At 43.9% G+C, this 15,579-nt stretch carries 10 protein-coding genes; 2 read left to right on the forward strand and 8 right to left on the reverse strand.

The features are described 5' to 3' along the window. Positions 1-221: 221 nt before the first annotated feature. From ACOJUN_RS20750 to ACOJUN_RS20765, 4 genes are all read right to left on the reverse strand, one after another. Entirely contained in the window at positions 222-1,979 is a 1,758-nt protein-coding gene (locus ACOJUN_RS20750) for a hypothetical protein (protein ID WP_422133784.1), read from the reverse strand. A 363-nt stretch (positions 1,980-2,342) separates the two neighbouring features. Further along, positions 2,343-4,139, reverse strand: a complete 1,797-nt coding sequence (locus ACOJUN_RS20755; RefSeq protein WP_422133785.1) for a hypothetical protein — start codon at positions 4,137-4,139, stop codon at positions 2,343-2,345. 224 nt (positions 4,140-4,363) lie between these two features. Beyond that, positions 4,364-6,196 (reverse strand): hypothetical protein, encoded by a 1,833-nt coding sequence (locus ACOJUN_RS20760; protein ID WP_422133786.1) that lies wholly within the window; start codon positions 6,194-6,196, stop codon positions 4,364-4,366. Between the two features lie 507 nt (positions 6,197-6,703). Further along, complete coding sequence (locus ACOJUN_RS20765; RefSeq protein WP_422133787.1) at positions 6,704-8,422, reverse strand: hypothetical protein; 1,719 nt, start codon at positions 8,420-8,422, stop codon at positions 6,704-6,706. 480 nt (positions 8,423-8,902) lie between these two features. Between ACOJUN_RS20765 and ACOJUN_RS20770 the strand changes: the two genes are divergently transcribed. Continuing rightward, a complete protein-coding gene (locus ACOJUN_RS20770; protein WP_422133788.1) occupies positions 8,903-10,300 on the forward strand; it encodes a hypothetical protein in 1,398 nt (465 codons plus the stop codon). A gap of 199 nt (positions 10,301-10,499) precedes the next feature. On the opposite strand, the gene ACOJUN_RS20775 is transcribed toward ACOJUN_RS20770, so the two are convergent. The 4 genes from ACOJUN_RS20775 to ACOJUN_RS20790 form a co-directional block, all read right to left on the reverse strand. Next, positions 10,500-12,401 (reverse strand): ATP-binding cassette domain-containing protein, encoded by a 1,902-nt coding sequence (locus tag ACOJUN_RS20775; protein WP_422133789.1) that lies wholly within the window; start codon positions 12,399-12,401, stop codon positions 10,500-10,502. A 238-nt stretch (positions 12,402-12,639) separates the two neighbouring features. After that, the gene (sixA, locus tag ACOJUN_RS20780; RefSeq protein ID WP_422133790.1) at positions 12,640-13,083 is read right to left on the reverse strand and encodes a phosphohistidine phosphatase SixA; all 444 of its coding nucleotides are present in this window, start codon (positions 13,081-13,083) and stop codon (positions 12,640-12,642) included. Positions 13,084-13,217: 134 nt separating this feature from the next. Then, complete coding sequence (locus ACOJUN_RS20785) at positions 13,218-13,523, reverse strand: DUF4389 domain-containing protein (RefSeq protein ID WP_422133791.1); 306 nt, start codon at positions 13,521-13,523, stop codon at positions 13,218-13,220. A gap of 78 nt (positions 13,524-13,601) precedes the next feature. Then, positions 13,602-14,633, reverse strand: a complete 1,032-nt coding sequence (locus ACOJUN_RS20790; protein WP_422133792.1) for an NAD(P)H-dependent glycerol-3-phosphate dehydrogenase — start codon at positions 14,631-14,633, stop codon at positions 13,602-13,604. A 433-nt stretch (positions 14,634-15,066) separates the two neighbouring features. On the opposite strand from ACOJUN_RS20790, the gene fabA reads away from it, so the two are divergent. Next, a complete protein-coding gene (fabA, locus tag ACOJUN_RS20795) occupies positions 15,067-15,579 on the forward strand; it encodes a 3-hydroxyacyl-[acyl-carrier-protein] dehydratase FabA (protein WP_317146541.1) in 513 nt (170 codons plus the stop codon).

The raw sequence follows: 15,579 nt of genomic DNA on the forward strand, positions 1-15,579 counted from the left end.
TGTCGTCTTTGGGAGCCTGTCGGACTTCAGCATCCGTCTGGGCGACCCCGTCTGGGCGACCCCGTCTGGGCGACCCCGTCTGGGCGACCCCGTCTGGGCCCCCCGCAGCGAGGATTACGAGAAATTTTCAGACCAATTATCGCAACCGAACCGATGCATGAATGCAGGAGCCAGAGCAACGCAGGAGCAGTTGCTGCGTGGGATTTACACCTTCTGCTGTGTCAATAATCCTGTTCAGAATCACTCCCGTCAGAATAACTTTTGTAATCACTACTATCAGTATCACTTCTTTCAGATTCACTCTCGTAATTGAATTCAGAAACCTCCGTACTCCAACCAATTAAATAGTCGAGCCATTTCGAGAATTCATTCAATAACTCCAGACGTTTCATCAGGTCTTTTTTCTCTAACTTTGCTGCCTCGTCATCCATGGCTTCGTTAGCCTGTTCAGCGTCATCAGCGCCAATAGTTGTATCAGGAGGCAGTTCCGATAAATTCAGTGATTGCACCACCAGAGCCTTAAATCCTGTAGTGAGGGTTGCCAGTATGACGAAAGAATCATTTTCATCAGGAAAATCTACATGTAATTGTTGGCATATATAATATTTGATATGTACCAACAGCTTTAAAAATGTTCTAGGTTCCAGACTTCCCAAGTCAATGATTTTCTCTGCTATTCCTTTTTTTATTTCTTTAAACAATTTCTTTTTTTTGCGCTCACTGTTATAAAAGGTTGTCTTTTTACCTGATGCTTTGAAATATTTCTCTATGTTAGCAATGTCTGCAATCACGTCCCAACACTCCGGATGATCGAAAGGGTCAACCATCAGGCTTATGATATCAATCAGATTCAAGTACTGATTGCCCCAAGCCACTAATTCAGGTCTTACGCCACCATATGCTCGTATTAGATCCAGCATATGCTCAGCTGATCTTCGCTGTCGTACATATTTCGGCATTCCGTGCTTGTCAATGTCATGGTTAAGCAGTTTAACAGCGCCGCTTAATAATCCAACGACTGATACATTATCGGGTTGCCCAGACTCTAAGGGATTCTCCAATTGTTGCAAAAGCTTAATGCGTTCTGTTTCAAAAAATTTCAGACCAGAAAAGACTGAAAATGATTTCGCAACATTTTCTTTTAAAACATTTTTATCTTCTATCGGTTTACGTTTACCTAACAGTACCTCTTTATGCCAGTGGAGTCTGGATAGTCCAGCTATTTCAGCAGCGTGAAGCAGGAATGAAGTAAAAAAAACATGGGCTCTTTGAGAGGAAGCTCCACTTGAATTTATGGCTGCATAGTAAGCCACCAGCAAATACGCAAAGCTCTCTTGTTGTTGTGAATTGTTAAGATCGACAGGAGACAGGGTACCCAGGATATAAGATAGAGTTTTCATAATTGCATTCTGATTTTCATCAAGGTCAACGTGAAGACTGGCCTTTACTTGCTCAATCATAGTTGCAATGGTTAGATTATTACCCGGGGGCATTTCCGGAATGTTGTTCAACAGCGTGGTTAGAGTGTCTTCTGAGAGGCCTGAATTCAATTTACGGATAATTTCTGCAATTTGTTCGCGGGACATTGGCGGCAGCGAAAGGTTCATCAAAGGCTGCATCTGCGGTGCTTCAGCTCCCTGCGGTTGCTCTTGAACCTCACTCTCATTGACGTCTTGTTCATACCCGGTATTCATGGCAAAGATAAGATTGGTATCATTCGGGGTGGCTAAGGGAAACCTCCCTGTAAGAGCATTATGATTAATCAAATCGGATAGAAAGTCAGACTCTTTTGTTCCCTTTCCTGCAAAAAATCTTTCATCCACCGGCGTTAATAAAGGGTTTGCTGCCAGCAATGTTGAGCAGTGGCAAGCCATAATAATACCGAGTGAACCTGCGACTAGCTGACTCGCCCTGGTACGATGGGTAAATATTGATAGCCTTGTTGTTTTTGATAATTGAGAAATGGACTGGCTGATCATTCTACTTCCTAAAGGTTTGAAGAACCCTCGTAAAGTAGACCAACGATCGCAATAATGCCCGATTCTGGTCACGAATATCAGACCTGACACTCACCGGTTCATTGTCGTGGTCTGATTCTAACGACCTGCTCTCCATAGAGCGTACTTTACCTGATTCCAGAATTTCAGCAGTGGCCCGGGCAGCTCAAGCATTTCAACATCCAGTTCGTTGCAGCCTCGTTTATGGCCAACAGATTGACTGACCTCCCGAACAGTCTTGCCAGCCAGCAAGCGGCTGAGTTCTCCAGCGGTCAATGCTTTAACAGGAACACGACAAATGTTTACTGGAAAAAGGAAATTTTTTCTTACTTGAGAACATTTTACTTACCGAATTACACCTTGTGGCTTGTCAACATCATCCTTGTCAGAACCACTGCTGTCAGGATAATTTCTGGAATCCTCACTATCAGAATCACTACTCCAACAATGATAAGGAACAGAGAGACTTCTACCATAGAAATAATCGAGCCATTGCACGAATTCATCCAAGTGATTTAACCGTTTTTTCAGGCGTTTCCTTTTCCTCTTAGTCTCTTCTTTGCTAAGCTCTTTGTCTTCTTGTCCGCTTACTGCCTGGTCTTGCATGGTATCGTCAGCTGGCTCAGCGACATCAGACCTGATAGACCTGTCAAGCGCTTCCACTAAATCATATGATTGCAACTGCAGGGCCTTAAATCCTTTAGTGATGGTTTCCTGTATGACTTGAAATTCATTTTCATCTGGAAAAGCCACTTGTAATTGTTGGCATATATAAAACTTCATCTGTACCAACACTTTTAGAAATGATTTAGAGCCTGGATTTTCCTGGCCAAAAAATTCAACTGCCATTGCTTGTTTGATTTCTTTAAGTAATTTCCTTTTTTTACTCTTATAATTATAAAAGGTTGTCTTTTTACCTGTTTTTTTGAAATATTCCTCCATGTTAAAAATATTTGTAATCACGCCTCTCTCTTCTGGATCGAAAGGGTCAAGCATTGGGCTAATGACATCAATCAGATTCAGGTACTGATTTCCCCAAACCACTAATTCAGGTTCTTCGCCACCATATTCTTGTATTAGCTCCAGCATGTGCTCAGCTGATGTTTGCTGTCGCTTATACATCGGTATTCTGTAACTATCAATATTATGGTTGAGTAATTTAGCAGTGTCTCTAAGTAATGCCTCGACTGGTACATTGGGTTGCTCAGATTCTAAGGGATCCTTCAATTGTTCCAATAGCTTAATGCGCTCTGCTTCTAAAGATCTGATACCAGAAAAGACTGAAGATGATTTTGCAACATTTTCTTTTAAAACATTTTTATCTTTTATCGGTTTACCATTACCTAACAGTAGATCTTTATGCCAGTGGAGTCTTGATATTCCAGCCATTTCAGCAGCGTGAAGCAGGAATGAAGTAAAAAAAGTACGAGCCCTTTGAGGGGAAACACTACTTGAATTTATGGCTGCATAGTAAGCCATCAGCAAATAGGCGAGGTTCTCCATGTCATGCGGATTAAAAGGATTGACAGGAGACCCGGCACCCTGGGTATAAGACAGGGCTATTATGATTGCATTCTGATTTTGGTTAACGTCAACGTTAAGACTAGCCTTCACTTGCTCAATCATGCTGGCAATGGTCGGGTTATCACCGGGGGGCATTTCCGGAATATTGTTCAACAGTGTAGTTACTGTGTCTTCTGAAAGTCCTACATTCAATTTTCGGATAATTTCAGCAATTTGTTCACGGGACATTGGCGGGAGCGAAAAGTTCATCAAAGGCTGCATATACAGTGCTACAGCTCCCTGCGGTTGTTCCTGAACCTCACTTTCATTGACGTCTGGCTCATTCCCGATGTTGATGGCAAAGATAAGATTGGTATCATTTGGGGTGACTAAAGGAAACCTCCCTGTAAGTGAATTATGGTTAATCAAATCAGATAGAAAGTCAGACTCTTTTGTTCCCTTTTCTAAAAAAAATCTTTCATCAACCGGCGTTAATATAGGGTTTGTTGCCAGCAATATTGAGCAGTGGCAAGCCATAATAATACCAAAGGAGCCTGCGACTAGCTGATTAGCCCTGGTACGATGGGTGATTGATAGCCTTGTTGTTTTTGAGAATTCAAAAATGGAGTAGCTGATCATTCTAGTTACTTAAAGGTTTAAGGACCCCATATAAAGTAGACCAGGGATGGTAATAATGCTCAATTCTGATCACGAATATCAGATCTGACACTCATCGGTTCATTGTCGTCTCTGGGAGACTGTCGGGCTTAAGCGTCCGTCTAGGCGACCCCATCTCGGCGACCCCATCTCGGCGACCCCATCTCGGCGACCCCATCTCGGCGACCCCATCTAGGCGACCCCATCTAGGCGACCCCATCTAGGTGACCCCATCTAGGCGACCCCGTAGCAAGTTCAGAATCGCTCCCGTCAGAGCAACTCCTGGAATCACTACTATCAGTATCACTTCTTTTAGATTCACTAGTGTATGAGTAATCAGGAACACATGTCCTACTACCAAAGAAGCAATCGAGCCATTGTACGCATTCATTCAAGTGCTTTAGCCGCTTTTTCAGGTATTTTTTCCTCCTCTCTTTTCTACTAATCTCTTTGTCTTCTTGTCTTTTTACTGCCTCATCATATCTGGCTTCGCCAGCTTGCTCAGAGATATCAGTGCCATTAGTTGTATCAGAAAGCATTACCCATAATTGATATGATTGTTGATGCAGGGCCTTTAACCCTTTAGTGAGGGTTTCCACTATAACTTGATGATGCTTTTCGTTAGTAAAAGCAACATGCAGTTGTCCCGCTATATAGGACTTTAAGTATTCAATCACTATTTTAAATGATTTATGATTTTGATTTTCTTCGTCGAGCATTGCGTCTACTATTACTTTTCTTATTTCTGTCAGCAACTCCCTGCTTTTTCCACTCCCATGGGAAATAAAGGTTGCCCTCATATCTGATTTTCTAAAATAGACGTCTATGTTATCAATCTTTGCTATCAGGTCTATTTTTTCCGAAGCGAAAGGGTCAAGCATCAGTCCAATGAGATCAATTAAATTCAAGAACTGATAGTTCCAGGCTACTAATTCAGGTTCATCTTCACCATATTTTTCGATAAGCTCCAACATTCGCTCAGCTGACGTTCGCTGTCGCTTATACATCGATATTTCGTTCCTATCAAGGTCATTATTGAGCAGTTTGCCTGCGTCACACAGTAAGGCATCAATTGACTCAACTGAGGGGTCCTCAAATGGATCTTCAAATAGATCCTCAGATGGTTGCAAAAAGGTAATGCGCTCTTTTTCTAAAGATTCCAGAACGTAAAATACTGGATATAATTTTGCAACATTACCTTTTAAAGCATCTTTATCTTTTATCGGTTTATTTTCAGCTAATAGTTTGGTTTTTTGCCTGTGAAGTATAGATATTCCAGCCATGTTAGCAGCGTGAAGCATGAATGAATTAAAAAAAACATGGGCTCTGTACATAGAAGCACCACTTGAATTTATGGCTGCATAGTAAGCCAGCATCAAATAAGCGAGACTCATTTGTTGTTGCGAATTGTTCGGATTGACAGGAGACTTGGTACCCTGGATATGAGATAGAGCTACTATGATCGCATTCTGATTTTGGTTAACGTCAACGTGAAGACTAGCCTTAACTTGCTCAATCATGCTCGCAATGGTCAGGTTATCAACAGGGGGCATTTCGGGAATGTTGTTCAACAGGGTGTTTAGAGTGTCTTCTGAGAGGCCTGAGTTCAATTTACGGATAATTTCTGCAATTTGTTCGCGGGACATTGGCGGCAGCGGAAGGTTCATCAAAGGCTGCATCTGCGCTGCTTCAGCTCCCTGCAGTTGTTCCTGAACCTCACTCTCATTGACGTCTGGCTCATTCCCGTTGTGCATGGCAAAGATAAGATTGGTATCATTTGGAGTGACTAAGGGAAGCCTGCCTGTAAGAATATTATGGTCAATCAAATCGGATAGGAAGTCAGACTCTTTTGTTCCCTTTCCTTCAAAAGATCTTTCATCCACCGGCGTTAATAAAGGGTTTGCTGCCAGCAATATTGAACAGTGGCAAGCCATAATAATACCAAGGGAACCTGCGACTAGTTGATTAGTCTTAGCACGATTGGACAATATGGATGACTTTGTCGTTTTTGGTAATTGAAATATAGAGTGGCTGATCATGCTAACTACTCAAGTGTTCGAATGTCTCTAGGAGCCTGACCGAGAATAGCGCCCGTAGCGAGGACGGCAGAAAATTGAGGATGAAAATTCGGTTTTGTGAGGAGAATAGCGAGCTATTTGACGAACAAAAGCGGATTTACAGACCAATTTGCTGCCGCCGCAGTAGGGCAGTCTATTCTCGGTCAGGCTCCTAGCAGCCTGTCGGACTTAAGACTGTCCTACTGCGGTTGCAATAAATTGGTCTAAAAATCTCTGTTTCTTCGTCAAATAGCTCGCTATTCTCCTCAGAAACAGAGATTTTTATCCTCAATTTCTTGCAATCCTCGCTACGGACGCTTAAGTCCGACAGGCTGCTAGAAAAGTAGACCAGGGATCACAACTACACTCAGATTTATGTTTCAGGAGCTTGTTTTAAGCCAGTCCTTCACGGTAACAGCTCCTGCATTGCGCAGACCGCTGACAGCCTGTTATCTTTTTTTCGTACTTGCGAACATTTGACTTACTGAGTTACAGCTTCGGTGTATCAATATCGCTCCCGTCTGAATCAGTCCAGTCAGGGTTACTGTCAAAATCACTACTGTCAAGATCACTACTGTCAGTATCATTTTTTTCAGATTCACTACTGTCAGCAGGATCAGGAACCATTTGACTAGTACCAAAGTAATATTCAAGCCATTCGACGAGTTCTTTTAAGTACTTTATTCGTTTTTTCTGGTTTCTTTTTCTCTTCTCTTCTTCACTAAGCTCTGTTCCTTCATGTTCCTTAGCTGCCTCATCATGCATGACTTCATCAACCTGCACAGTATCATTGGAACCAATAGCTTTATCAGGAAGCAGTGCCAATAAATCATATGATTGTTCCAATAGAGCCCTGAATCCAATAGCAAGGGTTTCCTCTATGGTGTCGCAATCATTTTCATCAGTAAAAGTTAAGTGCAATTGTTGCGCTACATATATTTTTATGTATAAAAACAATTTCTTAAATGCTTTAACATCTTGATTGTTTTGATCATGCATCACTTCCATTGATACTTTTTTGAATTCTTCAAACAAATCCCTTCTTTTGTCTCTACCGGAATAAAAGGTCGTATCCTTACCTGATTTTCTAAAATAATCCTCTATATCTTCAATATTTACATTCGGATATTCACATTGTGGCGCGAAAGGGTTAAGAACCAGACATACGACATCAACCAAATTCAGGAAATGATAGTTCCAGGCTATTAATTCAGGTCTATCTTCACCATATTCTTCTATTAGTTCCAACATTCGTTCGGATGATTTTAGCTGTCGCTTATGACTCGACATTCCGTTCCTGTCGATGCCATCGTTCAGCAGTTTGGCTGAGTCTCTTAGTAATGCATCGACTGATATACTGGATTGCTCAGACTCTGAGGGATCCAGCACTTGTTGAAAAAACTTGATGCGTTCTGTTTCCAAGACTTTCAGACCAGAGAATACCAAAGATGATATTGCAACATTTTCTTTTAAAGAAGCTTTATCTTTTATCGGTTTATTTCTACCTAACAGTTGAGCTATGTGCAGATGGTGGAGGAATCCAGACATTCCAGCCATATCAGCGGCATGAAGCAGAAATGAAGTAAAAAAAGCATGGGCACTTTGAGGGGAAGCACTGCTTGAATTTATGGCTGCATAGTAAGCCAGCAAAAAACAGGCAAGGCGCTGTTGATGTTCTGAATTGCTCGGATTAACAGGGGACTGGGTCCCCTGAATATAAGATAGAGTTTCCAGGATTGCATTATGATTTTGGTCAATGTTAATTTGAAGACTCATCTTCACTTGCTCAATCAAGCCTGCAATGGTCAGGTTATCACCGGGAGGCATTTCCGGAATATTGTTCAACAGAGTGGTTATGGTGTCTTCTGAGAGGCCTGAATTCAATTTCCGGATAATTTCAGCGATCTGTGCACGGGACATTGGCCGGAGTGGAAAGTTCATTAATGGCTGCATCTGCGGTGCTCCAGCTCCCTGCGGTTTTTTCCGGCCCTTTCTCTTATTTATGCCATGCTCATTCCCGGAGTTCATGGCAAAGATAAAATCAGTATCATTAGGGGTGATGAAAGGAAACCTACCCGTAAGGGCATTATGGTTAATTAAAGCGGATAAGTAGTCAGACGCCTTGGCCCCCTTTTCTTCAACAAATCTTTCATCGAACGGCGTAAACAAAGGGTTTGCTGCCAGCAGTTTTGAGTAAGGGCAAGCCATGATAACGAGACCAAGGGAGGCTGCGAATAGCTGATTAGTCTTACTTCGATGGGGATATTTCGAGGACCTTGTTGTTTTCGTTAACTGAGACAGCGAGTTACTGATCATTCTGCTTCCCTTAGTCTTTAAACGCCCCTCATAAAGTAGTCCAAGGATCACAGCAATGCTCAATTTTAAGCTTTAGTCACCAATATCTGAACTGACACTCACCGGTATATTGTCGTCTGTAACCTCAGCTCTTACCCATCGTGCTTTCTTAAATAACGGTTTGGTGAATTGTTCAAGTTAATTGATAGCTCGAGGCTTATGGAGTACCTGCTATCATTGCTGAACGTATATTGAATCATAAGTACTGCCCTGACCGGAGACCTTGAGCTGTCTGGTTGACGGGCTGTAACTTCTTAAGTTTTCTTGACAGAATCACAGAAAAATCAATAAATTGATAGACAAGTACTTCAGAAAATAACAACGAACTATCCAATGATACCTTCTTATTTTGCTACTGCACTCAGGAATATGATTCATCCATTAGACGATTTGAGCGATAAAGACCGCTATCTGTTTGGCTCGAAAGAACAGTCACGATTTGTTTTTGGCAGATGTCCTTCTACCGAAAAGAGACACTTGTACCCGGATCCATCACAAACTCCTGATACCCTGTTACATGCCAGAAAAATAACCAGATTATCTCACGATAATTTTAAACAGAATGATCGCAGTTTTGAAAAAATAGTGAACGACTGTAAAGCTGCATTTAATCTGGGAAGAGTAGCAACGGTTGTTCAAGGGCGGAGGCATACTTATTATGCATACTTTCTTGCGAGACTGGACGGCTGGCTCAGCCATTTTGAATCAGTACCCATGTTTCAGTGGAATGAAAACAGCACTCTGAGTAAATGTGAAGACTTGGTCAGCGCTATAGACCAACTGCCTAATTATTTTAATTATTATAAGAAGGTTGGGGCTTTTACACGTAAGGCTTGCGCCCTTCTTCTTTCAGAAATGAGTATTGAAGAAATTCGACAATCTCTTATTGAACACGAAAAAGGTGAAAAGCGCTTCTCTTTGCGGTTATATCACCTTTTAAAGGGTATTTGCCGTGCTTCTGAGGAGACTGAAGAAGTGCAGACCATGCTGGATCACACAGAACAGTGCAAAGGCTTTCCTGTGGAAGAGCTGTACCGGCTTTTTATTGATGAGGATCACTCGAAAGAGTACGGTTTAGGGCTGTTTTGTTATGAGGATGAGCCCGGGTACGCAGCCGCTATGCTAAGAGCCTTTAAAGAAGTTGGTAATATATTGGCTAATAAACCCCTGGATTACAGTAAAATTGAAGCCATTCATACTTTGACAACATCCGGGGTTTTGTCAAGCAATGAAGATGTGGCCATTAAAGACATCTCCTGGAACGAAGGCAGCGTTTTCTATAAAAGAGGCATAAACTTGACAGAGGATGGTTTAGAAGAAATAACGAGACTGGCTAGTGTGAACAATTTTCCAAAAATAGAAAGGCTGAATTCTGATACATATCTTGTTGATTTTGATTATAAAGATCACAAAGGTATGGAGTTATCAAAAAATTATTGCCAAACCTTTGAGAAAAAGTTGCAAGAAATAACTGAAACTGACAGCCAACGGCGACAGGATGCAATTATTCATGCCATTGTTGAACTATGTCGGAATCTTCAGCATACCCACCCTTTCAGAGATGGGAATGCCAGAACCATCGGCTGTATTCTGCTGAACGGACTCCTTCTGCGAGAAGGTTTTTCACCCACCATAATTGATGATATTAATAAATTCGATGCTTACAGTGTGAATGAGCTGGTTCAAATCCTTAAGAAAGGGCAGCAATATTTTCAAACGCTTCGCAAGTAATCATAGTCAGCCATTGATCTAAAGTAACTTTTGTTAACCTGATGCGTTTGATCATTGCAGAAAAAACCAGCCTGGGCAGAACCATAGCCGATGTTCTGCACCGGCCACATAAATAAGAACAGAAGCTGTGAGTGAAATGCTGGCAGATATAGGACTGCACATTAACGACTGCTAACTCCCCACTTAATACCGAAGGTTTTCAACTCATATTTTCGAGTTCTTCCCAACGCTGCATCTTCTCTTCAATATCCTGATTGACGGCTTCCAAACGTGCGAGAGTGGTTTGAACAATTTCCTGATCACTCTGATAAAAGACAGGATCGGCGACAGTTTCTTCCAGCTGAATCAACTCTTCTTCTAACGTTTCAAGCTCTCCCGGCAAAGCATCCAGTTCACGCTGAAGCTTGTAACTGAGTTTTTTCTTTTTCGGTTCCGACCGGGATTGAATGCCGGGTTCAGGTTCAGCCTTCTTTTCTGGCTTGCTGGTTTGCGCTTGCGCAACCAGTTGACTGACCTCGCCTCCCTGTCTGAGCCAATCTTCAAAACCACCCACATACTCTTTAATCCTGCCGTCAGGCTGGAATACGAGGGTACTGGAAACCACATTATCGAGAAATTCACGATCATGGCTGACCAGCAGCACCGTACCCTCAAAGTCCACCAGTAATGACTCAAGGAGCTCAAGCGTTTCGACGTCCAGATCGTTGGTTGGCTCATCCATGACCAGCAGGTTAGCGGGCTTACTGAACAACCTTGCCAGCAGCAAACGATTTCGCTCTCCGCCAGACAAAGCCTTTACAGGAACACGACAACGGTTAGCGGGGAACAGGAAATCTCCGAGATAGCTGATCACGTGCCGGCTGGCTCCGTTAATCATGATGCTCTCACGGCCTTCAGCCACGTTATCTATGACCGTTTTTTCAAGATCCAGTTGATTTCTCAACTGGTCAAAGTAGGCTACTTCCAGCTTGGTGCCTTCCTTGATAGAACCGGATTCAGGTTGAAGTTGCCCCAGCAAAATACTTAATAATGTTGATTTGCCAGCACCGTTGGCGCCAATCAATCCGATCTTGTCGCCCCGGATCACCCTGAGATCAAAATCTTTAATAATGTGCCGACCTTCCCAGGACTTTGAAATACCCCTGGCTTCCATCACCAGCTTACCGGAACTACCGCCCTGCTCCAGAGAGAAGCTTGCCTTACCTTGAACTACCCGGCGCTCCATTCTTTCATTTCGAAGCACTTTCAACGCTCTGACACGGCCTTCATTACGGGTTCTTCGTGCTTTGATACCCTGGCGAATCCAGGCTTCTTCCTGAGCCAGCTTTTTATCGAAAAGCGCATTCTGTTCCGCTTCCACTTCCAGTGCATGGGCTTTTCTGTCCAGGTAAGTTTTATAATCACAGTCCCAACTGGTCAGGATACCCCGATCGAGCTCGACAATCCGGGTAGCGAGAGACTGCAGGAATGAACGATCGTGGGTGATAAACAGAAGAGCGCCCTGAAAATCAAGCAGCTGCTTCTCAAGCCAGTCAATGGCAACAACATCAAGATGGTTAGTGGGTTCGTCCAGCAATAACAGATCAGGTTCACACACCAGTGCCCTTGCCAACTCTACCCTTCTGCGCCAGCCACCGGAGAGTTCCTTCATTTTCTTCTCTTCCGGCAGACCCAGTTTCTGAATCACTGTGTCTACCTTCTGCTGAAGACTCCAGCCATCGGCAGTTTCCAGCTTTTGCTGAACTTTTTCCAGAGCTTTTATATCTTCATCCGACTGAATATTCTGGGACAATTCGTGAAACTGACTGATCCAATCGCCCACTTGTTCAAGGCCGGAAGCCACGACATCGTAAACTTTTTTCTCATCCTGCTCAGGAAGATCCTGGTTCAGAACGCCAATACGCATACCCGGCTTTCGCCAGATGCTGCCATCATCTGCATCGATTTTGCCGGATACCAATTTCATCATGGTGGACTTGCCAGCACCATTACGTCCCAGCAAACAGACCCGTTCACCTTTACGTATCTGAAACTCAGCGCCATCCATCAGGGGATGATCGCCATAGGCAAGGTTTATATTGTCAAATCTTAGTAATGGCATTCTCGAGTTAACCTGTCCTTTTCAACGTCCTACAACTGCGATAACACAGGATTAAAAGTGCCACCAAGCATACCTGCTTAAGTGTTTCGAGCCAAAAAATCCAGGCAAAAATCCACAGTTCACGATAAGGCTATATTTGTTTTGCGGTCGGCTGTTCTTTGCCATTGTTTCGAACAAAGCGGTTTAACCAAAGCGGCCCGGAGAAAGATTAGCCAAAGTGGCGAAGAATGGAATGTTTTCAGGGCACGACCATCTCAACCAATGTTGCCAATCCCGGACCGGGAAGCTCCATTTCCAGTACAGCTGCATTGCCAGTCATAAAGCCGGGTCCCTGATGAATTGATCCTTCGCAGAGCAGTCCGGTTAAAGCGCCGACAAGAGGCATATGACTGGCAAGAACGATATTTCCCTGAGCAGGCAGTTCTGAGATAACAGCCATCGGATCGTCGTCTGGAGTAATGCAATCCATTGTTTCCAGGGAGCAGCCCAGCGTTTCTGCCAGAATCCTGCCGGACTGCTGAGCCCTGAGATAAGGACTGGCCAGTATCCTGTTAATGCCAAGATGGGTCAGCTTCGAAGCTGTGCTGAGCACTTCTTGCTGACCCATGCCCGTTAAAGGTCTTTCCTGATCATTTGGCGCTGACCAACTGGCTTGTCCATGACGCATTATGATCAGTTTCATGATTAGATACCTGTTTGTTTAAATGAGCTGATATACGACTGAATATATACAATTTTGGATACAAAAACAGCTACATCCTGTCACCCTGTGAAAGTCCGGATTTCTGGCTCATTCGACAACATCTCAACACGAATTCAGGCATCTTTCTCATCACTGACAGGCTCTTTCTCTCCGGGCCAGTCACTGAATGGGTAAGGCTTGGTGTCGGCGTTATAAGTAACAAACTGGATAATCTGATAAAAATATTGATTCAGCCCGGCTGAGAAATCCAGCAACCGTGAATTCGGTTCAGATTTAATAAACCCGTGAATCACCTGAATAATGGCAATCAATAGAATCAGCAACCCGACAATATGGGCCAGCATGTAAAACAACACCATGAACAACAGCCTGAGCCATCGGGACTCTGATTTCAGATTATCTAACACTTTCTCATCCATAAAAAAACCCTCGCCGTTTTTGTTAATGGATATGCGTCATTAATTGACAATATTAAGGAAGGAAAGCCCTCCAGCCCTTCATCTGACCATAAATTCGACATCAGTTTTCTGTTCTCGAAGCATCATACCGCGCACCAGCTGATTGACATCAAACTCTTTGAAGATGACCATATGCAATGCTTCAACAATCGGCATATAGACTTCCAGCTCAACCGCTTTTTGCCTGACCTGCTGTAAGGTATTAACCCCCTCTGCGACCTGACCCAGTTCAGCTTCAGCTTCTTCCAGGGTTTTCCCCTGACCCAGAGCATAACCAACCCTGAAATTACGGCTGAGACTGGAAGTACAGGTGGCGACCAGATCCCCTACCCCGGACAGTCCGAGAAAAGTCATAGGGTCCGCACCAAGCTTGACAGCAAAACGACTCATTTCTGCCAAACTGCGGGTTATAAGCATACTCTTGGTATTTTCACCCATACCCATGGCCGCCCCGATACCCGAGACAATGGCATAAATATTTTTCAGGGCACCGGCCAGTTCAACGCCATAGACATCCCGATTGGAATAGACTCTGAAGTAATCCGAATGCAGCACCTTTTGTACTATCTCACACAACTCGTTATCTTCACTGGCAATCACGGTCGCCGTCACTGCTTTGGCGATAATTTCCCTGGCCAGGTTGGGGCCACTGAGAACACCCACTCTGGCTGAGTCAAGTTCCTCATTCAGAATTTCACTCATCAGGTCAAAGGTGACCGGTTCGATCCCCTTGGTGGTACTTATTACCATTTTGCCTTCCAGTGCATCGCCCGCCATCTGAACCACTGAACGGAAGGATTTGCTGGGAATGGCAATCAGGACAAGATCTGCAGATGAGACTGCGGCCTTGATATCAGTACAAGCCTGAACCGAAGGATGAATGGTAAAATCCGGTAGATAGCGATGATTAATATGATCCCGGTTAATCCCCTTTACCTGCTCATCACTGCGCATCCAGAGTTTAACCTGATGGCCGTTGTGAGCTGATATATCAGACAGTGCCGTACCAAAGCTGCCTCCACCCAGGATGGCTATGGTATACTGCTTGCTATCGTTATTCGGCGTCATCATTATAATTTCGGCTTCATTTCTCTTGATCTGGTGCAAATCAGCCTATTGGGCAGGCCATGAGTCAAGAATCATCTTTTCAGCCTCAAGCCGGGGAAAAATGATTCGAACAAATAATACAATACCTGAAACGTTTATTGCATGGGCTAAGTACATAAGTTAGTGCATAAGTCGGTATTGCGTTTTTCAAGGCACAAAAAACCCTGACCATTAAGGTCAGATCTTGATTAAATGTCACGAGAGCTGCCACATCTGTTGTTTTTTTGTTAATTTCAACAGAATTCGATGATGACAGTCTGAGACCGGTGGTATAGTGCACGCCGGAACGATAGTAATGAATTCCCGTGATCAGTGATCAGCCAGAAAGGGAGTCGATGTACCCGTGTCACCCCTGCCTTATCGGGCGACCATGTCATTTTCCAGGAATAATGAACGAATGAAGCAACAATCCTTCGATAAAGACGACCTGCTCCGCTGTTCACAGGGTGAGCTTTTCGGGCCAGGCAATGCCCAACTGCCAGCACCCAACATGCTGATGCTGGACCGTATCGTTCGGATCTCTGAGGAAGGCGGTAAATACGGTAAGGGCGAAATCGTTGCCGAGCTGGATATCACTCCAGACCTTTGGTTCTTCGACTGTCACTTTCCGGGCGACCCGGTTATGCCTGGTTGCCTGGGTCTGGACGCTATGTGGCAGCTGGTCGGTTTCTATCTGGGCTGGATGGGTAATCCCGGTCGTGGCAGGGCGCTGGGCAGCGGTGAAGTCAAATTCACCGGCCAGATTCTGCCAACTAATAAGAAAGTGACCTACCAGATCAATATCAAGCGTATTATCAGTCGCAAACTGGCGCTGGGTATTGCTGATGGAACTGTCAGTGTCGATGGACGTGAGATTTATACTGCCGATGGGCTCCGGGTAGGCCTTTTCCAGAGCACCGACGCATTCTGA

Origin of the sequence: Endozoicomonas sp. ALD040, assembly GCF_049275945.1 — a bacterium.
Lineage (GTDB): Bacteria > Pseudomonadota > Gammaproteobacteria > Pseudomonadales > Endozoicomonadaceae > Endozoicomonas_A.

Coding starts and splice junctions, on each gene's coding strand:
- ACOJUN_RS20790 (WP_422133792.1), bottom strand. CDS start 14,633: ATGATGACGCCGAATAACGATAGCAAGCAGTATACCATAGCCATCCTG.
- ACOJUN_RS20750 (WP_422133784.1), bottom strand. CDS start 1,979: ATGATCAGCCAGTCCATTTCTCAATTATCAAAAACAACAAGGCTATCA.
- ACOJUN_RS20755 (WP_422133785.1), bottom strand. CDS start 4,139: ATGATCAGCTACTCCATTTTTGAATTCTCAAAAACAACAAGGCTATCA.
- ACOJUN_RS20770 (WP_422133788.1), top strand. CDS start 8,903: ATGATACCTTCTTATTTTGCTACTGCACTCAGGAATATGATTCATCCA.
- sixA (WP_422133790.1), bottom strand. CDS start 13,083: ATGAAACTGATCATAATGCGTCATGGACAAGCCAGTTGGTCAGCGCCA.
- fabA (WP_317146541.1), top strand. CDS start 15,067: ATGAAGCAACAATCCTTCGATAAAGACGACCTGCTCCGCTGTTCACAG.
- ACOJUN_RS20765 (WP_422133787.1), bottom strand. CDS start 8,422: ATGGCTTGCCCTTACTCAAAACTGCTGGCAGCAAACCCTTTGTTTACG.
- ACOJUN_RS20760 (WP_422133786.1), bottom strand. CDS start 6,196: ATGATCAGCCACTCTATATTTCAATTACCAAAAACGACAAAGTCATCC.
- ACOJUN_RS20775 (WP_422133789.1), bottom strand. CDS start 12,401: ATGCCATTACTAAGATTTGACAATATAAACCTTGCCTATGGCGATCAT.
- ACOJUN_RS20785 (WP_422133791.1), bottom strand. CDS start 13,523: ATGGATGAGAAAGTGTTAGATAATCTGAAATCAGAGTCCCGATGGCTC.